General features: G+C 70.3%; 18 protein-coding genes and 3 tRNA genes. 18 read left to right on the top strand and 3 right to left on the bottom strand.

Going from position 1 to position 19,365, the window contains the following annotated elements:
• The first annotated feature begins 83 nt into the window (after positions 1–83).
• The 4 genes from csrA to ACXAFN_RS08655 all read left to right on the top strand — a co-directional run bounded on the left by csrA (position 84) and on the right by ACXAFN_RS08655 (position 710).
• A complete protein-coding gene (csrA, locus tag ACXAFN_RS08670; RefSeq protein WP_183388344.1) occupies positions 84–287 on the top strand; it encodes a carbon storage regulator CsrA in 204 nt (67 codons plus the stop codon).
• 86 nt (positions 288–373) lie between these two features.
• A tRNA-Ser gene (locus tag ACXAFN_RS08665) sits at positions 374–466 on the top strand.
• 22 nt (positions 467–488) lie between these two features.
• A tRNA-Arg gene (locus tag ACXAFN_RS08660) sits at positions 489–565 on the top strand.
• A gap of 68 nt (positions 566–633) precedes the next feature.
• Positions 634–710, top strand: a tRNA-Arg gene (locus tag ACXAFN_RS08655).
• Between the two features lie 152 nt (positions 711–862).
• Here the strand turns inward: ACXAFN_RS08655 and ACXAFN_RS08650 are convergent.
• The gene (locus ACXAFN_RS08650; protein ID WP_474987978.1) at positions 863–1,819 is read right to left on the bottom strand and encodes a tRNA dihydrouridine synthase; all 957 of its coding nucleotides are present in this window, start codon (positions 1,817–1,819) and stop codon (positions 863–865) included.
• A 165-nt stretch (positions 1,820–1,984) separates the two neighbouring features.
• On the opposite strand from ACXAFN_RS08650, the gene ACXAFN_RS08645 reads away from it, so the two are divergent.
• From ACXAFN_RS08645 to olsF, 4 genes are all read left to right on the top strand, one after another.
• Positions 1,985–2,242 (top strand): OadG family protein, encoded by a 258-nt coding sequence (locus ACXAFN_RS08645; protein ID WP_474987976.1) that lies wholly within the window; start codon positions 1,985–1,987, stop codon positions 2,240–2,242.
• 60 nt (positions 2,243–2,302) lie between these two features.
• Positions 2,303–4,108: a sodium-extruding oxaloacetate decarboxylase subunit alpha gene (oadA, locus tag ACXAFN_RS08640; protein WP_474987975.1), complete on the top strand. Its 1,806-nt coding sequence runs from the start codon at positions 2,303–2,305 to the stop codon at positions 4,106–4,108.
• Between the two features lie 14 nt (positions 4,109–4,122).
• A complete protein-coding gene (locus ACXAFN_RS08635) occupies positions 4,123–5,445 on the top strand; it encodes a sodium ion-translocating decarboxylase subunit beta (RefSeq protein ID WP_474989093.1) in 1,323 nt (440 codons plus the stop codon).
• A gap of 135 nt (positions 5,446–5,580) precedes the next feature.
• On the top strand, positions 5,581–7,353 hold the full coding sequence (olsF, locus tag ACXAFN_RS08630; protein ID WP_474987973.1) for a bifunctional ornithine lipid synthase OlsF: 1,773 nt from the start codon (positions 5,581–5,583) through the stop codon (positions 7,351–7,353).
• Here the strand turns inward: olsF and ACXAFN_RS08625 are convergent.
• Positions 7,294–7,920 carry an IMPACT family protein gene (locus ACXAFN_RS08625; protein WP_474987971.1) on the bottom strand — a complete coding sequence of 209 codons (627 nt, stop codon included), beginning with the start codon at positions 7,918–7,920 and terminating at the stop codon, positions 7,294–7,296. The genes olsF and ACXAFN_RS08625 overlap by 60 nt on opposite strands.
• Positions 7,920–8,390, bottom strand: coding sequence for a transcriptional repressor LexA (lexA, locus tag ACXAFN_RS08620; protein ID WP_474987969.1), 471 nt, complete (start codon positions 8,388–8,390; stop codon positions 7,920–7,922). The genes ACXAFN_RS08625 and lexA overlap by 1 nt, the downstream gene beginning before the upstream one ends.
• A gap of 203 nt (positions 8,391–8,593) precedes the next feature.
• Here lexA and ccmA point away from each other — a divergent pair, with 203 nt between their 5' ends.
• The 10 genes from ccmA to smc are packed head-to-tail and all read left to right on the top strand — an operon-like array spanning position 8,594 to position 19,139.
• Positions 8,594–9,253 carry a cytochrome c biogenesis heme-transporting ATPase CcmA gene (gene ccmA, locus ACXAFN_RS08615; RefSeq protein ID WP_474987968.1) on the top strand — a complete coding sequence of 220 codons (660 nt, stop codon included), beginning with the start codon at positions 8,594–8,596 and terminating at the stop codon, positions 9,251–9,253.
• The gene (gene ccmB / locus ACXAFN_RS08610; RefSeq protein ID WP_474987967.1) at positions 9,240–9,977 is read left to right on the top strand and encodes a heme exporter protein CcmB; all 738 of its coding nucleotides are present in this window, start codon (positions 9,240–9,242) and stop codon (positions 9,975–9,977) included. Before ccmA ends, ccmB begins: the two co-directional genes overlap by 14 nt.
• A gap of 17 nt (positions 9,978–9,994) precedes the next feature.
• Entirely contained in the window at positions 9,995–10,735 is a 741-nt protein-coding gene (locus ACXAFN_RS08605; RefSeq protein WP_474987965.1) for a heme ABC transporter permease, read from the top strand.
• Positions 10,735–10,941, top strand: a complete 207-nt coding sequence (gene ccmD, locus ACXAFN_RS08600) for a heme exporter protein CcmD (protein WP_474987963.1) — start codon at positions 10,735–10,737, stop codon at positions 10,939–10,941. Before ACXAFN_RS08605 ends, ccmD begins: the two co-directional genes overlap by 1 nt.
• A complete protein-coding gene (gene ccmE / locus ACXAFN_RS08595; RefSeq protein ID WP_474987961.1) occupies positions 10,938–11,426 on the top strand; it encodes a cytochrome c maturation protein CcmE in 489 nt (162 codons plus the stop codon). Before ccmD ends, ccmE begins: the two co-directional genes overlap by 4 nt.
• A 12-nt stretch (positions 11,427–11,438) precedes the next feature.
• Entirely contained in the window at positions 11,439–13,433 is a 1,995-nt protein-coding gene (locus tag ACXAFN_RS08590; protein WP_474987959.1) for a heme lyase CcmF/NrfE family subunit, read from the top strand.
• Entirely contained in the window at positions 13,430–13,960 is a 531-nt protein-coding gene (locus ACXAFN_RS08585) for a DsbE family thiol:disulfide interchange protein (protein WP_474987957.1), read from the top strand. Before ACXAFN_RS08590 ends, ACXAFN_RS08585 begins: the two co-directional genes overlap by 4 nt.
• Positions 13,948–14,415, top strand: coding sequence for a cytochrome c-type biogenesis protein (locus tag ACXAFN_RS08580; protein ID WP_474987955.1), 468 nt, complete (start codon positions 13,948–13,950; stop codon positions 14,413–14,415). The genes ACXAFN_RS08585 and ACXAFN_RS08580 overlap by 13 nt, the downstream gene beginning before the upstream one ends.
• Positions 14,412–15,641, top strand: coding sequence for a c-type cytochrome biogenesis protein CcmI (gene ccmI, locus ACXAFN_RS08575; RefSeq protein WP_474987954.1), 1,230 nt, complete (start codon positions 14,412–14,414; stop codon positions 15,639–15,641). The genes ACXAFN_RS08580 and ccmI overlap by 4 nt, the downstream gene beginning before the upstream one ends.
• A 3-nt stretch (positions 15,642–15,644) precedes the next feature.
• Complete coding sequence (gene smc, locus ACXAFN_RS08570) at positions 15,645–19,139, top strand: chromosome segregation protein SMC (protein WP_474987952.1); 3,495 nt, start codon at positions 15,645–15,647, stop codon at positions 19,137–19,139.
• The last annotated feature ends 226 nt before the right edge of the window (positions 19,140–19,365 follow it).

Here is a 19,365-nt window from a genome sequence, read left to right as displayed (position 1 = left end):
ATGGAGTGTCATGGTCGACGCCAGCCGCCGGGGCCGGCGCAGACGAGCATCCCGCTGTCAGAAGTCTGAGAAGGAGATCAGTCATGCTAATTCTGACCCGCCGTGTCGGCGAGACCCTGATGATCGGTGACGACATCACCGTCACCGTGCTGGGCGTCAAGGGGAACCAGGTCCGTATCGGCGTCAACGCTCCCAAGGACGTTGCCGTGCATCGCGAGGAGATCTATCAGCGCATTCAGCGCGAGAAGACCGACGTGGATGCCGACGACGGCGAGACCGGAGCCTGAATCGCGATGTCCGTCGCCCGAGAAAAAATCCCGAAGGCGCTGGACATTGCCCTGCCAAATCGGTAGGATACGCACCTGTCGATGCGGGAGAGGTGGCCGAGTGGCTGAAGGCGCTCCCCTGCTAAGGGAGTAAGGGGTTTATAGCCTCTTCGAGGGTTCGAATCCCTCCCTCTCCGCCATCATCGACGCGCAAGAAGATCCGCGCCCGTAGCTCAGCTGGATAGAGTACCTGACTACGAATCAGGTGGTCGGAGGTTCGAATCCTCCCGGGCGCGCCATCTTCTCCGGACGGAGTCAGGCACGCTGCCATTAGACACGTCCTCACGGTGAATCGTCGCCGTCATCAGCGCCCGTAGCTCAGCTGGATAGAGTACCTGACTACGAATCAGGTGGTCGGAGGTTCGAATCCTCCCGGGCGCGCCAGATTTCGACCCGTCCTCCATGAGAGGGCGGGTCTTCTGTTTTCATTTCCCCTTTTCTCGCTAGCCGGAGCGGACGTGCCCACAGAGGGGCCCCGACTCCGCGATCGTTCGGGCGCCGTCGCATCGCGACGAGCGCCCTTTTTTTGTGTCGTCTCAGGCGGGCAGGACGATATCCCGGCGTTCGTCGGCGCACAGGCCGGCGAGGAAGGCGTCCAGCTCGGTGAGGCGGCGCAGGGCCTGGAAGCGCCGCGCCGCCTCGGCGTCTCGGCCGCGCATATGGTTCAACCATTGTTTAAGGAGCGAGACCACGATCTTGTCGGGAAGTATGCTACGCTGCATTGCAGCATAGTCGGCCAGCACCCGCGCTCTTGCGCCCCAGGTGGTGGCCGGCAGGCGCTCTCCGGTGGCCTGCCAGTGGCGGATCCGGGGCGCCAGGGCGGGGTCGGCGAGGGCGCCGCGGCCGAGCATGACGTCGCGGCAGCCCGAGAGGGTGCGGGCCTGCCAGTAATCCTCCAGGGTCCAGATGTCGCCGTTGGCGATCACCGGGATCGCCAGCCGGGCGCGGATGCGGCCGACCCATTCCCAGTGGGCCGGCGGCCGATAGCCCTCGTCGCGGGTGCGGGCGTGCACCACCAGCTGGCGGGCGCCGCCGTCTTCGGCGGCCTGGGCGCAGGCCAGTGCCAGCCTCCGGTCGGCGAAGCCCAGCCGCACCTTGGCGGTCACCGGGATGGCGTCGCCCACGGCGTCGTGCGCGGCGGCCACGGCGGCGCGCACCCGACGGGGATCGCGCAGCATGGAGGCGCCGCCGTCGTGGCGATTGACCAGCTTGGCCGGGCAGCCGAAGTTGAGGTCCAGGCTGGTGGCGCCGAGGCGCAGGGCCTGCCGGGCATTGGCCGCCAGCGCCGCCGGGTCCGAGCCCAGCAGCTGCAGGTGCACCGGCACCCCGGCAGGCGTGACGGGTCGCGCCTCGGCGAGTTCGGGGCAGTGCCGATGGAAGACCCGCGGCGGCAGCCGGGTGTCGACGACCCGCACGAACTCGGTGACCGTCCAGTCGAAGCCGGGCACGCGGGTCAGCAGGTCGCGGGTGATGGCGTCGATCACCCCTTCCATGGGGGCTAGGCCGATTCGCCCCGGATGTAGTAAATTAACAACGTCGACTTCCACCATGGCATCATCGCGATTCTTGGGAAGTGTGGCAGCTTATATCATCGTCATCGCGACGCAACTCGTCCGCAGGCGGACGAGACGTGAGGATGCCAGCGAGGAGAAAACCACATGCAGGATATGCAGCTGTTCAACGAGGGCTTCGCCCTGATGGGCCTCGGCATGGGGTTCGTGTTCGTCTTTCTGACCGTGCTGGTCATCGTCACCACCCTGATGTCGACGTTCATCGGCCGGGTCTTCCCCGAGCCCTCGGCCGACGCCGCCCCGTCGGCGCCTGCGCCCGCGCCGGCCTCCGCGGCTCGCGACGATGAGCTGATGGCCGTGCTCGGCGCGGCGATCCATCGCTATCGCCGCGAGCACCGCCGCTGAGTCGGCCGCCCCGCGCGCCAGCTTTCCCCCTGATCCCTGAATAACGATAAAGGACTCCCCATGAACGACACCGCCCGCCCGCTCGGCATCACCGACGTGGTGTTGCGCGACGCTCACCAGTCCCTGTTCGCCACCCGGCTGCGCCTGGACGACATGCTGCCGATCGCCGAGAAACTCGATCGGATCGGCTTCTGGTCCCTGGAATCCTGGGGCGGGGCCACCTTCGACGCCTGTATCCGCTACCTGGGCGAGGACCCCTGGGAGCGGATACGGGCGCTGAAGGCGGCCATGCCCAACACCCGCCAGCAGATGCTGCTGCGGGCCCAGAACCTGCTCGGCTATCGCCACTATGCCGACGACGTGGTCGACCGCTTCGTCGAGCGTGCCCGCACCAACGGCGTCGACGTCTTCCGCGTGTTCGACGCCATGAACGACCCGCGCAACCTGGAACGCGCCATCCAGGCGGTCAAGGCCAATGATGGCCATGCCCAGGGCACGCTCTCCTACACGGTGAGCCCGGTGCACACCCTGGACGGCTGGGTCGAACTCGGCCGCCGCATCGCCGACATGGGCGCCGACTCCCTGGCGATCAAGGACATGGCCGGCCTGCTCACCCCCTATACCGCCTATGAACTGGTCAGCCGGTTGAAGTCGACGCTGGATATGCGCATTCACCTGCATAGCCACGCCACCACCGGCCTGTCCACCGCCACCGCGCTGAAGGCCGCCGAGGCCGGCGTCGACAACGTCGACACCGCCATCTCCTCGATGTCGATGACCTACGGCCACAGCCCCACCGAATCCTTGGTGGCGATGCTCAAGGGCACCGAGCGCGACACCGGGCTCGACCTCGAGGCGCTCGAGGACATCGCCGCCTACTTCCGCGAGGTGCGCAAGAAGTACGCCGCCTTCGAGGGCTCTCTCAAGGGCATCGACTCGCGCATCCTGGTGGCCCAGGTGCCGGGCGGCATGCTCACCAACATGGAGAGCCAGCTCAAGGAGCAGGGCGCCGGCGACCGTCTCGACGAGGTGCTCGAGGAGATTCCGCGGGTACGCGAGGACCTCGGCTACATTCCGCTGGTCACGCCGACCTCGCAGATCGTCGGCACCCAGGCGGTGATGAACGTGATGATGGGCAGCCGATACAAGTCGATCTCCAAGGAGGTCCAGGCGCTGCTCAAGGGCGAGTACGGCGCCGCCCCGGCGTCCTACAACGCCGAGCTCCAGGCCCGGGTGCTGGAGGGGGGCGAGCCGATCACCTGCCGGCCCGCCGACAACCTCGCCCCGGAGATGGACCGGCTGTCCGACGAGCTCGGCGAGAAGGCCCGGGCCGAGGGCATTCGCCTGGCCGAGGGCGAGCGCGAGATCGACGATGTCCTGACCTATGCGCTGTTCCCGCAGATCGGGCTGAAGTTCCTCAAGCATCGCGACGACCCCGAGGCCTTCGAACCCGCCCCCCAGGCCCCCGACGCCCAGGTCGCCGCTCAGGGACCGGCCGCCGCGCCGGCCGGCGGTCCGGAGACCTATACCGTCACCGTCAACGGCAAGGCCTACGTGGTCGAGGTCGCCGAGGGCGGCGAGATCGAACGCGTCCAGGAGCAGGGCAGCGCCGCCGCCCCGGCGGCGCCGGCCGAGTCCTCCAGCGAAGCATCGCCCGGCGAGACCATCAGCGCGCCGCTCGCCGGTAACATCTTCAAGGTCTGCGTCAAGCCCGGTGACCGGGTGGTCGAGGGCGACGTGGTGATCATCCTCGAGGCCATGAAGATGGAGACCGAGGTGCGTGCGGCGAGCGCCGGCACCGTTTCCGCGGTCAAGGTCGGCGAAGGCGACAGCGTGGCCGTGGGCGACGCTCTGGTGGTGCTTTAAAGGACGGATGCATGATCGACAAGATTCTGACCCTGTGGACCGGCTCGGGGCTCTACAACCTGAGCCCGGGCCAGGCGGTGATGCTGGCGGTGGGCCTGCTGCTGCTGTGGCTGGCCATCGCCAAGAAGTTCGAGCCGCTGCTGCTGGTGCCGATCGGCTTCGGCGGCATCCTGGCCAACATTCCCGAGGCCGGGTTGGCGCTGTCGGCCGCCGAGCAGGCCGCTCACCTGGCCGGCGCGGAGCTGCTGCGCTCGCTGGCGGCCGCCCTGCAACTGGACCTGGCGCCCGGCGCCGGGGTCGAGGCCTGGCGCCATGCCGTCGGCGAGGCGCTGCACGGCGATACCGGCCCGGAGCTGATCCGCGCCGCCAATGACGTCGCCCTGGGGGCCGGCTTCGCCCACGGCATGCTGTACCAGTTCTACAGCGTGGCCATCGCCTCGGGCATCGCGCCGCTGGTGATCTTCATGGGCGTGGGGGCGATGACCGACTTCGGCCCGCTGCTGGCCAACCCGCGGACCCTGTTCCTGGGCGCCGCCGCCCAGTTCGGCATCTTCGCCACCCTGCTCGGGGCGGTGGGCATGACCACGCTGGGCTGGATGGACTTCTCGCTGAACCAGGCCGCCGCCATCGGCATCATCGGCGGCGCCGACGGCCCCACCTCGATCTACGTGTCGAGCATCCTGGCGCCGGAGCTGCTGGGGGCCATCGCCGTGGCGTCCTACTCGTACATGGCGCTGGTGCCGCTGATCCAGCCGCCGATCATGCGCGCCCTGACCACGCAGCGCGAGCGCGGCATCGCCATGACCCAGCTGCGCCCGGTGTCCAAGCGCGAGAAGATCGTCTTCCCGATCAGCCTGCTGGTGCTGGTGGTGCTGTTCCTGCCGGACGCCGCGCCGCTGCTGGGGATGTTCTGCTTCGGCAATCTGATGCGCGAGTGCGGGGTGGTGGAGCGGCTCTCCGACACCGCCCAGCACGCGCTGATCAACACCGTGACCATCTTCCTGGGGCTCTCGGTGGGCTCCAAGCTGATGGCCGACCGCTTCCTGGCCGTGGAGACCCTGGGGATCCTGGCGCTGGGCATGGTGGCCTTCGCCATCGGCACCGCCTGCGGGATCCTGATGGCCAAGCTGCTCAATGCCGTGAGCAAGATGCCGATCAACCCGCTGATCGGCTCCGCCGGGGTCTCGGCGGTGCCCATGGCGGCGCGGGTGTCGAACAAGGTGGGGCTGGAGTCCAATCCCCACAACTTCCTGCTGATGCACGCCATGGGGCCCAACGTGGCCGGGGTGATCGGCTCGGCGGTGGCCGCCGGGGTGATGATCAAGTACCTGGGCTGAGCCGGCCTCGTCGCGGCACGCGTAACGGCGCCCTTCGGGCGCCGTTCGTCCTTGCGGCCGCCATCTTCCTGTCACCTGCCGTCCCTAGCCTGAGCGCATCGGCGTCCCCGGGGCGTCTGGCCAGGAGGAGGCGGCATGATCGACATCGAGCGGGCCCTGCGCGACAAGGCCCCAAGGCTGGCGGTCCGGCCGCCCTGGCTGGTCGGGCCGCTGGTGGCGGGGCTGCGCCACCTGGTGCACGAGCGCGAGATCAACGACTTCCTGGAACGCCACGGCCGGCTCGGCTGGTGCGAGTTCATCGACCGGGTGTTCGAGCATCTCGACGTCGGCTATACCCTGTCGTCCCGTGATCGCGAGCAGATCCCCGAGACCGGGCGGATGGTGGTGGTCGCCAACCATCCGCTTGGGGCGCTGGACGGCCTGGCGCTGCTGCGCATGGTGGCCGAGGTGCGCCCGGACGTGAGTGTCCTGGCCAACGACCTGCTGCTGCAGCTGGCGCCGCTGTCGGACGTGATCGTGCCGGTGGATAACCTGTCGCGGCGCGGCCTGCGCCGCAGTCTCTCCCAGTTGGTCGAGGCCCTGGAGGCGGAGCGGGCGGTGATCGTCTTTCCGGCCGGCGAGGTGTCCCGTGCCGGCCTGCGCGGCGTGTGCGACGGCAGGTGGCGCTCCGGCTTCCTGCATGCCGCGCGGCGCACCGATGCGCCGCTGCTGCCGGTCCACGTCCGCGGGCGCAACTCCCCGCGCTTCTATGCCCTGACCTCGCTGCGCAGCGAGCTGGGGCCGCTGCTGTTGCCCGGCGAGATGTTTCGCCAGCGCGGCCGGCACATCGCGCTGCGGGTCGGCGGACCGATCCCGCTGGCGCGCTTCGACCGTGGCGACCTGGCCAATTCGGTCAAGCTCAAGCTGCTGCGCAAGCACGTCTACCGGCTGGGGCGCGGTCGCCGTGGCGTGTTCGTCGGCGAGACCGGCATCGCGCGGCCAGAGCCGCGCCAACGCCTGCGCGAGGAGCTGCGCGAGGCGGAGTCGCTGGGTGAAACCGCCGACGGCAAGCGTATCCTGCTGTTCGACAGCCGGCCTGACTCGGCGGTGATGCGCGAGATCGGCCGGCTGCGCGAGATCGCCTTCCGCCGGGTCGGCGAGGGCAGCGGGGGCAAGCGCGACCTGGACGCGTTCGATGACTACTATCGCCACCTGGTGCTGTGGGACGACCGCGACCTGGAAATCGCCGGCGCCTATCGCCTCGGCGAGGTGGGGCGCATCCTCGGCCGGCACGGCGTCGAAGGGCTCTATGGCGCCACGATCTTTCATCTCGAGAAGGCGCCCTGGGAAGACTGGCGCCACGGGCTCGAGCTCGGGCGCAGCTTCGTCCAGCCGCGCTACTGGGGGCGGCGCAGCCTGGATTACCTGTGGATCGGGCTCGGCGCCTACCTGCGCCGCCATCCCGACGTGCGTTGGCTGTTCGGGCCGGTCACGTTGCCCAATCACCTGCCGCCGCTGGCCAAGGAACTGCTGGTCAGCTATTACCGCCACTATCATGGCGATGCCGAGAGCCGCGTGCGCCCACGCACGCCCTGGCGGATCTCCCGGGCGGGCCAGCTGGAGGCGGAGCGGCTGTTTCGCGGCGACGATGCCCGGGAGGATTTCCGGCGCCTGCGCCATGGCCTGCAGGCGCTGGGGGCCAGCGTGCCGGCCCTCTACAAGCAGTACGTGGAGGTCACCGAACCCGGGGGCACCCGCTTCCTGGCCTTCGGCGTGGACACCGCCTTCGGCTACTGCACCGACGGCCTGGTGGCGGTGGACCTGGCGCGTCTCAGGCCGGAGAAACGGGCGCGCTATATCGGAGCGGCGTCAGGCGGCGTCGGGGTCGAGGGGCTCGAGGCGCCCCTTGAGCCGTGCGGTGAGCCCTGACAGGTCGCGGTCGAGATCCCGCGGCCAGCCCAGGGTCAGCACCACGCCGTCGGCGGCGTAGTCGGCGGCGGTCACGGGGATGTCGTGCTCGGCGGACCAGGCGCGGGCCTGGGCCTCGCCGGCGAAGTCGACCTTCAGCCGCAGCGGGTCTCGCTCGGTGACCTCGCGCCGCGGCAACGTCTCCAGCGCCTCGGCGACCGCCTGGCCATAGGCGCGGGCCAGGCCGCCGGTGCCGAGCTTGGTGCCGCCGAAGTAGCGGATCACCACGCAGCCGACCTGGCCGAGCCCCGCACCCTGCAGCACCTGGTACATCGGCCGCCCGGCGGTGCCGCCGGGCTCGCCGTCGTCGGAGAAGCCGATCGCCTGCTGCTCGCCGGGCGGGCCGGCGATGAAGGCGCTGCAATGGTGGCTGGCGCCGGGGTGGGCATGGCGTGCGGCGGCCAGCAGGGTCTCGAAGGCGGCGGCGTCCGGGGCATGGCAGACCCAGGCGAGGAAGCGGCTCTTCTCGACCTCGAGCTCGCTCTCCTGACGCTCGCCGGCGGGCAGGTCGGGCACCGGGTAGCGCATCAGGCGGCCAGGTCCGGCTGGCGCACCACGCCCATCACCAGGCCCAGCACCTGGATGTCGCTGTTCTTCAAGTAGATGGGCGGCATGGCCTCGTTGGCCGGCTGCAGGCGCACGCCGGACTTCTCGATGTAGAGCTTCTTCAGGGTGACCTCCTGGTCGTTGATCATCACCACGGCGGTCTCGCCGTTCTCGGCGCTCTCGCGTCGTTCGATGATGATCACATCCCCGTCGAAGATGTTGCAATCGATCATGGAGTCACCGCATACCCGCAGTGCATAGGTGTTGCGCTTGACCATCCGGCTCGGCACCTCGACGCTGCCGGCGTCGATGCAGGCATCGATGGGCATGCCCGCGGCGACGCTGCCGAGCAGCGGGACCTCGACCAGGTCGTCGGCATCGAGCGGCGCCCAGGCCTCGGCGATGGGCAGGTTGGGCTGGCGAAACAGGTACTGCGGGGCAAGGCGTGACATGGGGCGGCATTCCTCGTCGGCAATGACTGTCGATACATACAGTACATGGCCAGCATAGCAGGCAACGGGCATCTGGCAAGGGGCACGCACCCGAGGCGAGGGCGAAGGGCAAGCACCACGCGGCCTGCGGCCGCCCTCGACTGGCGATGAAAATCTTTTCCGTGTACAGTGCCGAGCCATATTCCCCATGCCCGGAGAGTGCCTTGAGCCTGCGCCTGCAAGCCCGACGGCTGGCCTGTGAGCGAGACGACCGCTGGCTGTTTCGGGATCTCGATCTGGAGATCCGGGCCGGCGAGATCCTGCGCGTCGAGGGCCCCAACGGCAGCGGCAAGACCACCCTGCTCAAGATACTCTCCGGCCAGTTGGCGGACTACGAGGGCGAGGTGCTGTGGAACGGCGCTTCGCTGCGCCGGGTGCGCCGCGATTTCCTCGCCAACCTTCTGTATCTGGGGCATGCCCCGGGAGTGAAGGCGGCGCTGACGCCGCTGGAGAATCTCGCCTGGTATCAGGCGCTGGCCGGCCAGCAGGGTGAGGGAAAGGGCGACGGCGAGGCCGCGCGACTGACGGCGCTCGAGGCGGCAGGCCTGGCCGGCTTCGAGGACCTGCCGGTGGCCCAGCTGTCCGCGGGGCAGCAGCGCCGCGTGGCCCTGGCCCGGCTGGAGCTGACGCCGCGCCCGCTGTGGGTGCTCGACGAGCCTTTCACGGCCATCGACCGCGACGGCGTCGCCGCCCTCGAGGCGCGCCTGGCGGCGCATGCCGAGCGTGGCGGCAGCGTGCTGGTGACCACCCATCACGCGCTGCGGGCCAGCGTGCCGCTGCGCCGCCTGCGGCTGGGCGAGGGAGGCCGCGATGTCGAGCGCTGATTCGCGGCCCGCCGCGGCGCCACTGCCCCTGGCCGGGGAACCGGAAGGCGGGCTCGCGGTCGCAGTTCGGGCGACCCTGCGCCGTGACCTGGTGCTGCGTCTGCGCGGGCGCGGCGAGGTGTGGAACCCGCTGGTGTTCTTCGCCCTGGTGATCACCCTGTTCCCGATCGGCATCTCCCCGGATCCGACGCTGCTGGCGACCATCGCGCCGGGTCTGCTGTGGGTGGCGGCATTGCTGGCGGCGCTGCTGTCCCTGGACGGGGTGTTCCGCGGCGATTTCGAGGATGGCAGCCTGGAACAGCTGCTGCTCTCGCCCCAGCCGCTGCCGGCGCTGGCGCTGGCCAAGGTGGCGGTGCACTGGCTGCTCACCGGCCTGCCGCTGGCGCTGATGGCGCCGGTACTGGGCGTCATGCTGTCGCTGCCGGCGGGCAGCTACGCGGTGCTGGCGCTGTCGCTGGCGCTGGGCAGCGCCAGCCTCAGCCTGATCGGCGCCATCGGCGCCGCGCTGACCGTGGGGCTGTCCCGGGGCGGGGTGCTGCTGTCGCTGCTGGTGCTGCCGCTCTATATTCCGGTGCTGATCTTCGGCGCCGGGGCCGTCCAGGCGGCGATCCAGGGCGGCGGCGTGGCGCCGCACCTGGCGATTCTCGGCGCCCTGCTGGCGGCGGCGCTGATCTTCGCGCCCCTCGCGATCGCGGCGGCGCTGCGCATCAGTCTCAACGGTTGAGGTGACGACACGGCATCATGTGGGCCTTCATTCACAATCTCGGTTCCCCCAAGGGGTTCTACGCCATCAGCGCGCGCTGGCTGCCGCCGTTCTGGGTGGCGGCGGTGGCGCTGATCCTGGTCGGCGGCGTCTGGGGGCTGGCCTTCGCCCCGGCCGACTACCAGCAGGGCAACAGCTTTCGCATCATCTACGTCCATGTGCCGGCGGCCTTCCTGGCCCAGTCGATCTTCGTCGCCATGGCCGCGGCCGCCCTGGTGTTCATGGTCTGGAAGATCAAGCTCGCCGACATGGCGGCGGCGATGATGGCCCCGCTGGGCGCCGGCATGACCTTCGTGGCGCTGCTCTCCGGGGCCGTGTGGGGCGTGCCCACCTGGGGCACCTGGTGGCAGTGGGATGCGCGCCTGACCTCGATGCTGATCCTGCTGTTCCTCTACCTCGGGGTGATCGCCCTGCGCGGCGCCTTCGCCAGCCGCGACGGCGGCGCCCGGGCGGCCTCGGTGCTGGCCATGGTGGGCGTGATCAACATTCCGATCATCAAGTACTCGGTGGAGTGGTGGTACACCCTCCATCAGCCGGCGAGCTTCTCGATCATCGAGAAGCCGGCCATGCCCGCGTCGATGTGGTGGCCGCTGCTGCTGATGGTGCTCGGCTTCTACTGCTTCTTCATCGCCGTGACCCTGATGCGCACGCGCAGCGAGATCCTGCGCCGCGAGTCGGCCAAGCGCTGGGTGCGCGAGCTGGTCGGGGAGGGCGGCTGATGGCCTTCGCGTCGCTGTCCGATTTCTTCGCCATGGGCGGCCACGCGCCCTACGTCTGGACCGCCTACGGCGCCACCGCCGCGCTGCTGCTGGGCGTGGGCTGGCATGCCCGGGCCGAGCGCCGGCGCGTGTTGCGCGACCTCCGCCGCCGGGTGCGCCGCGAACGGCGCCAGGCCGGCACCACCGGAGAGGAACATAACCGATGAGAGCCAAGCGCAAGCAGCGACTCTACGTGATCCTGGGGCTGGTGACCCTGGCGGCCATCGCCGTGGGGCTGACGCTCTACGCCCTGCGCAGCAACATCAACCTGTTCTTCAGCCCGGTGCAGATCGCCGAGGGCCAGGCCCCGCTGGAGCGCCAGATCCGCGCCGGCGGCATGGTCAAGGCGGGCAGCGTGGCCCGCGATCCGGACAGTCTCGACGTCGCCTTCATGGTCACCGACTACGTCGAAGAGCTCGAGGTGCGCTACAGCGGCATCCTGCCCGACCTGTTCCGCGAGGGGCAGGGCGTGGTGGTGGTGGGGCGGCTGCAGCCGGAGGGCTGGCTGCGCGCCGACCAGGTGCTGGCCAAGCACGACGAGAACTACATGCCCCCCGAGGTGGCCCAGGCCCTGGAAGACGCCGGCTACTCGCCGGAGGACTTCCAGGCCAAGGCCGCCGAGGTGGCCGAGCGGCTCGAGGCCGAGGACTGACCCGGAGGCACCATGCTGATCCCGCTGATCCCCGAAATCGGTCACTTCGCGCTGATCATCGCGCTGCTGATGGCGGTGGCGCAGGCGATCGTGCCGCTGGCCGGGGCGGCGACCCGGCGGCCGCTGTGGATGGCCTATGCGCGCCCCATGGCCGCCGGCCAGTTCCTGTTCCTGCTGGTCGCCTACGCCTGCCTGACCGCCAGCTACCTGCTGGACGACTTCAGCGTGGCCACCGTGGCCAACAACTCCAATTCGCTGCTGCCCTGGTACTACAAGGCCAGCGCGGTGTGGGGCAATCACGAGGGCTCGGTGCTGCTGTGGAGCCTGATTCTCGGCGCCTGGACCTTCGCCGTCAGCCGCTTCTCCCGGGAGCTGCCGCGGGACATGCTGGCCCGGGTGCTGGGGGTGATGGGCCTGGTGTCCGTCGGCTTCCTGGCCTTCGTGCTGGTGACCTCCAACCCCTTCGCACGGCTGCTGCCGAGCCCGCCCGCCGACGGCGCCGACCTCAATCCGCTGCTCCAGGACGTCGGCCTGATCATCCATCCGCCGATGCTCTACATGGGCTACGTCGGCTTCTCGGTGGTCTTCGCCTTCGCCATCGCCGCGCTGCTCGGCGGCCGGCTCGACGCCGCCTGGACCCGCTGGGCGCGGCCCTGGACCAACGTCGCCTGGGCCTTCCTCTCGGTGGGCATCGCCCTGGGCAGCTGGTGGGCCTACTACGAGCTGGGCTGGGGCGGCTGGTGGTTCTGGGACCCGGTCGAGAACGCCTCGCTGCTGCCCTGGCTGGCCGGCACTGCCCTGATCCACTCGCTGGCGGTGACCGAGAAGCGTGGCGCCTTCAAGAGCTGGACGGTGCTGCTGGCGATCTCGACCTTCTCGCTGTCGCTGATGGGCACCTTCCTGGTGCGCTCCGGGGTGCTGACCTCGGTGCACGCCTTCGCCAACGATCCCTCCCGGGGACTGTTCATCCTGGTGCTGCTGGGCATCACCGTGGGTGCCTCGCTGCTGCTGTTCGCCCTGCGCGCGCCCCGGGTCGGCCATCGGGTCGGCTTCACCTGGTCGTCCCGTGACGCCCTGCTGCTGGTCAACAATATCCTGCTGGTGATCATGACGGTCACCGTGCTGTTGGGCACCGTCTACCCGCTGCTGCTCGATGCCCTGGACCTGGGCAAGATCAGCGTCGGCCCGCCCTACTTCAATGCCCTGTTCGTGCCGCTGACGGTGATCCTGTGCGTATTCATGGGGCTCGGCCCGCTGGCCCACTGGAAGCGCACCCGCGCTCGGGAGCTGGCGCGACGGGTGTGGCTGGCCGGCGCCGCGGCCCTGGCCATCGGCCTGCTGGCGCCGCTGGTCTACGGCGGCGAGTGGAACCTCGCGGTCACTCTGGGCCTGGTGGCGGCGCTGTGGGTGGTGCTGCCGCTGGTCCGCGACCTGTGGGAGAAGAGCCGCGATGGTAAAGGGCGGCGCCTGGCCGGCCTGCGCCGTCTGTCGCTGGCCCACTGGGGCATGGTGCTCGGCCACCTGGGCCTGGCGGTGACCATCGTCGGCGTCACCGTGGTATCGAACTACGCCGTGGAGCGCAACGTGCGCATGGCGGTGGGCGACAGCGTCGAGGTGGCCGGCTACACCTTCTCCATGACCGAGTTGGGCAGCCGCCGCGGCCCCAACTATGTCGCCGACGCGGCGCGCATCGAGGTGCGCCGCGGCGAGGAGGCCCGCACCTTCGTGATGACCCCGGAGAAGCGCCTCTATCTCGCCCGCGGCATGCCGATGACCGACGTCGCCCTGCGTCCGGGCTTCCTGCGCGATCTCTACGTGGCCATGGGCGAGGACCTGGGCGACGGCAGCTGGGCGCTGCGCATCCAGTTCAAGCCGTTCGTGCGCTGGCTGTGGCTGGGCGGTCTGCTGATGGCCGCCGGCGGTATCCTGGCGGTGATCGATCGTCGCTACCGGCGAGCGGCCACCGCCCCGGACCCGGAGCGCACCCCGCGGGAGGTGGCCGCATGACGCGTCGCCTGTTGCTGCTGCTGCCGCTGGCCGGTTTCCTGGTGCTGGCGGTGTTCCTCTACCGCGGGCTATCGATCGATCCCGCCGAGCGCGACTCGGCGCTGATGGCCGAGCCCTTCCCGGCCTTCTCGCTGACGACCCTGGCCGACCCGTCGCGCACCCTCGACGAGACGCTGCTCCAGGGAGAGGTCACCCTGGTCAACGTCTGGGGCGAGTGGTGTCCGACCTGCAAGCAGGAGATGCCCCAGTTGCTGGCACTCGCCGATCGCGGCGTGCGCCTGGTGGGCGTCGACTACAAGGACACCCGCGAGAAGGGCCGCGCCTTCCTGGCAGAGTTCGGCAATCCCTTCGAGGTCAATCTGTTCGACCCCGAAGGCAGCCTGGGCTTCGATCTCGGCGTCTACGGCGCTCCGGAGACCTTCCTGGTCGACGCCGAGGGCGTGATCCGCTATCACCACACCGGTTACATCACGCCCCGGGACGTTCGCGAGGTGATCCTGCCGGAGGTGGAAAAATGGCGCGACTGATCCGCGTGTTGTTGATGCTGGCGTTGCTGGTGCCCTCGCTGGCCCAGGCCGCCATCGAGGTGCGCGAGTTCCACGACCCGGTGATGCGCGAGCGCTATGAATCGCTGACTGCCACCCTGCGTTGCCCCAAGTGCCAGAACCAGGCGATCGACGACTCCGACTCGCCGATCGCCGGCGACATGCGCGAGCGGGTCTACCAACTGCTCGAGGACGGCCGCTCGGACAAGGAGATCCTCGACTTCATGGTCAGCCGCTTCGGCGACTACGTGCTATACAACCCTCGCCTCGAGGGGCGCACCCTGCTGTTGTGGGGCCTGCCCGCGGCCCTGGTGCTGGGCGGTGCCCTGCTGGTGGTGCTGGTGGTGCGGGCGCGGCGCCGGGCCTCGTCCCGGCGGCTCTCCCCGGAGGAGCGTGCCCGCCTGGACGCCTTGATCGGCCGGGAGGACGAGCGATGACCGCGCTGTGGCTGGCCTTCGCCCTGCTGCTGGTGCCGGCGCTGTGGCTGCTGGTGCTGCCCCTGCGGCGCGCCGGCGCCGTGGCCCGCGCCCAGGCCGACTACGAGGCCCATGATCGCACCACCCGCCAGAACGTCGCCGTCTATCGGCGTCGCCTGGCCTCCCTGGAGGCCGCTCGCGAGCGCGGCGAGATCGACGCGGCGCGCTTCGCCGAGGATCGCCTCGAGCTCGAGCGCAGCCTGCTCGACGACACCGCCGCGTCGGCGCGCTCGCCGCTCAGGCCGGCCGCTGCGGGCAAGTGGCTGGTGCCGCTGACGATGGTCGCCCTGGTGGTGATCAGCGTGCTCTGGTATCGCGGCGAGGGCGCCGAGGGCGACCTGGCGCTGTACCGCATCCAGCAGCAGGCGATGACCGACCCCGAAGCCGCGTTGCCCCGGCTGATCGAGCGCCTGGAGGCCCAGGCCGAGCACCAGCCCGGCAATCCCAACGTCTGGCGCTCGCTGTTCCCGCTGTATCGCGACAGCGGGCGCATCGACGCGGCCGACCGGGCGCTGAACCGGCTGCTTGCGCTCGAGGGGCGAACCCCCTGGCTGCTCGCCGAGCTGGCCCAGCTGCGGTATTTTGCCGCCGGCCGCGAGCTGACCCCGAACGTCCAGGCGCTCGTCGACGAGACCCTGGCCGCCGACCCCGGCCAGCCCACGGTGCTCGGCCTGCTGGGCATCGAGGCCTTCGAGGGCGGCGACTACGAGGCCGCCATCGACCGCTGGCGCCGGGCCATCGCCGGGATGGACGATCCCCAGTCCGCCGAGGCCCTGCGCGAGGGCATCCGTGCCGCCCAGCGGCGCCTGGGCGAAGCGCCGGAGGCGGCCGCCGGCCCCGGCATCCGGGTGCGCCTGAGCCTGGCCCCCGAGCTGGCCGATCGCCTGGCGTCGGACACCGCGGTGTTCGTGGTGGCCCGTGACATGGCCGGCGAGCTGCCGCCGCTGGCGGTGGCACGCACCACCCTGGGCGCGCTGCCGACCACCCTGACCCTCGACGACGGCGACGCCATGGCCCCCGGGGCCCGACTGTCCGACGTCGAACAGGCGCGGCTGGTGGTGCGGGTCTCGTCCGACGGTCGGGCCGAACCCCGGCCCGGCGACCTGCTCGGGCGCCTCGAGGCGGTGGCGGTCGGGCCTCCCGACGGCGAGCCGGTGGAACTGATCATCGACAGGGTCGTGGAATAGCGCATGCGTCTAAAGTCGATTCGCCTGGTGGGCTTCAAGTCCTTCGTCGACCCCATCACCGTGCCCTTCGACGGCAACATGACCGCCATCGTCGGGCCCAACGGCTGCGGCAAGTCCAACATCATCGACGCGGTGCGCTGGGTCATGGGGGAGTCCTCCGCCAAGACCCTGCGCGGCGAGTCGATGACCGATGTCATCTTCAACGGCTCCACCGGGCGCAAGCCGGTGGGGCAGGCCTCCATCGAGCTGCTGTTCGACAACCGCGACGGCGCCATGGGCGGCCCCTATGCCCAGTACGCCGAGATCTCGGTCAAGCGCCTGGTCACCCGCGAGGCCCAGTCCAGCTACTTCTTCAACGGCCAGAAGTGCCGCCGCCGCGACATCTCGGACCTGTTCCTGGGCACCGGCCTGGGGCCGCGCTCCTACGCCATCATCGGCCAGGGCATGATCTCGCGGCTGATCGAATCGCGGCCCGAGGAGCTGCGCTCCACCCTCGAGGAGGCCGCCGGCATCTCCAAGTACAAGGAGCGCCGCCGCGAGACCGAGAACCGCATGCGCCGCACCCAGGAGAACCTGGAGCGCCTGGAGGACATCCGCGAGGAACTCGACAAGCAGCTCGAGCGCCTCAAGCGCCAGGCCGACGCCGCGCGTCGCTACCAGACCCTCAAGCAGGAGGAGTACCGGCTCAAGGGCGAACTGGCGCTGCTGCGCGGCCGCGCCCTGCGTGCCAGCCAGGGCGAGGAGGAAGGCCGGGTCCGCGAGCTCGAGACCTCGGTGGAGCGCGAGGTACTGGGGCTGCGCCAGTGCGAGACCCGCCTGGAGGAGGCCCGCGCCGAGCACGACCGGCTGGCCTCGGAACTCGAGGGCTACCAGACCCGCTTCCACGAGACCACCACCGCCATCGCCAGGCTCGAGCAGGACCTGGAACACACCCGCTCCCGGGACCAGCAGCTGGCCCGGGACCTGGAGGCCGCTCGCCAGGAGCTCGCCGACCTGGCGCGGCTCGGCGAGGACGACGGCGAGCGCCTGATGCGTCTCGACGAACGCCTCGAGACGCTGGGGCCCGAGCAGGAAGAGGTCGCCGAGCGTCTCGCCGAGCTGGAGGCGGCCCTGGAAGAGGCCGAACCCCAGGCCGAGGAGGCGGACGCCGACTGGGAGGCCTTCGGCGAGACCTGGCAGGCCGACAGCCGCGAGGCCGAGCGCGCCCAGGACCGGCTGCGCGAGCAGGAGGCGACCCTCGAACGCCTCGACGGCGATGCCCGCAAGCGTCGCCAGCAGCGCGAGGAGCTCCCCGACATCGCCGGCCTCGAGGCCCAGCGTGGCGAGGTGGCCGAGCGTCTCGCCGAACTGGAGGAGCGGCTGGCCGAGCGCGAGGCTCGGCGCGAGCAGGGCCAGGCCGACCGCGACGCCGCCCGGGAGGCGGTCCGCGCGGCCGAGGCGGCCCGCGAGGCCGACCGCCAGCGGCGCAGTACCCTGCAGGGCGAGCTGGCCTCGCTGGAGGCGCTGATCCAGGCCGCCCTGGCCGATCACGACGAGACCCTCGACGACCACCTGGCCGCCCAGGGCCTCGCCGAGGCGCCGCGCCTCGGCGAGCGCCTCACGGTGGAGTCCGGCTGGGAGGACGTGGTGTCCTGGGTGCTGGCGCCCTGGCTGCGGGCTCGCCTCGCCCCGTTGTCCGACGCTGCCAGCCTGCTTGCCCCGTCGCTGGCGCCGGAGCTGGGGCTGCTCGAGGCCGAGGAGCGCGAGGCCCCGGCCGGCAGCCTGGCCGCCCGGGTCAGCGGCGCCGGGGCGGCGGCCCAGTGGCTCGCCGGGGTGCGCTGCGCGGCGAGTCGCGAGCAGGCCTGGGCCGAGCGCGACGGCCTGGCGCCCGGCGAGAGCCTGATCACCGCCTGCGGCCTGTGGCTGGGCGACGGCTGGGCGCGCCACCGCGGCCAGGACGAGGGCCCCGATGCCCTGCTGGTCAGCCGCCGCCGCGAGGCCGAGGTCCGCGAGGAGCTCGCCGGGGTGGAGGAACGCCTCGAGGACCAGGAGCAGCGCCTGGCCGAAGCCACCGAGCGCGTCGAGCGGGCCGAGGAAGGGCTGGAGGCGCTACGCCTCGAGGAGCGCGACCTCGAGCAGCAGCGCCAGCAGCTGGCGGTCCAGGACAGCGGCCTGGCCAGCCGCCTCGAGCATCTCCAGGGTCGGGCCGGCGAGCTCGCCGATGAGCTCGAGGGCCTGGCCGAGTCCGCCGAGGAGACCCGGCTGGCCATCGAGGAGACCCGCGAGCACTGGCAGGCGGCCATGGCTCGCCTCGAGGAGGGCGCCGAGACCCGCGAACTCCTCGAGCGGGCCCGCCAGCAGGCGCGCGAGCGGCTGACCCAGCTGCGCAGCCAGCAGCGGCCGCTGGCCGAGCAGTCCCAGCGGCTGGCGTTGGAGCATCAGCGGTTGGCCACCGAGCGCGCCGGCCTGGCCGAGCAGCAGGGGCGGTCCGGCGAGGCGCGGGAGCGACTCGAACAGCGCTGCGCCGAGCTCGAGGAGGCCCGGGAGGGGCTCTTCGAGCCCGACGAGGAGCGCCGCGAGCGCCTGGAGGAGCTGCTGCACCGGCGCGAGCGTGAGGAGCGCGAGCTCAACGCGGCGCGTTCCCGGGCCGCCGGCCTGGTGGAACGGCTGCGCGAGGACGAACAGGCCCGCCAGGGGCATGAGCGCCAGCTCGAGGGCATTCGCGAGCGGCTGCAGGAATCACGCATGCAGGTCCAGGCGCTGGCCCTCAAGGCCGAGACCCAGGACGAACAGCTGCGCGAGCTCGATCACGACGCCGAGGCGCTGACCGAGGGGCTCGACCCCAATGCCACCGAGTCCGCCTGGCAGACCCGCCTCGAGGAGGTCGGCGAGCGCATCCGCCGGCTGGGGGCCATCAACCTGGCGGCCATCGAGGAGTACGACCAGCAGGCCGAGCGGCGCGACTACCTGGAGGCCCAGCACCGCGAGCTCAGCGAGGCGCTGGAGACCCTGGACCGGGCGATTCGTCGCATCGACCAGGAAACCCGCACCCGCTTCCGCGACACCTTCGAGCGGGTCAACGCCGGTCTGCAGACGCTTTTCCCCAAGGTCTTCGGTGGCGGGACCGCATGGTTGACCCTGACCGGCGAGGATTTGCTGGAGACCGGGGTGGCCATCATGGCGCGCCCCCCCGGCAAGAAGAACAGCACCATTCATTTGCTCTCGGGGGGAGAAAAGGCGCTCACCGCGTTGTCCATGGTATTCGCGATCTTCCAGCTCAATCCGGCGCCCTTCTGTATGCTCGATGAGGTGGATGCACCCCTCGATGATGCCAACGTGGGACGCTATGCCAAGCTGGTGAAGGAGATGTCGGACTCGGTCCAGTTCATCTATATCACCCACAACAAGATTGCGATGGAAGCCTCGGAAAGACTGATGGGGGTGACCATGCAGGAACCCGGGGTGTCGCGTCTGGTGGCGGTGGGCGTCGATGAGGCCGCGGCGCTGGCCGAGGCCTGATGGGCTTGAACGCTGGCGGCAAAAGGGTTAACAAGGAAGAAAGCGATGTTGCATTGCAGGTATACGAAGGGATTCTCGAAGGGCGATTGCGGAGGACCGGTGCGAGTTCCGTTAAAAAAAGGCGGACTTGACATCCAAAATAATTGGTCCTTTTTCGGGCAATCGCGCTATGCTGTTGACGGACAACCATCAGGCATGGCGCCTTAGCAAAAAGGCATGACGACCC

This window comes from Halomonas sp. ABH4_019 (genome assembly GCF_056159885.1).
This window is presented reverse-complemented; position numbering and strand designations above follow the sequence as displayed.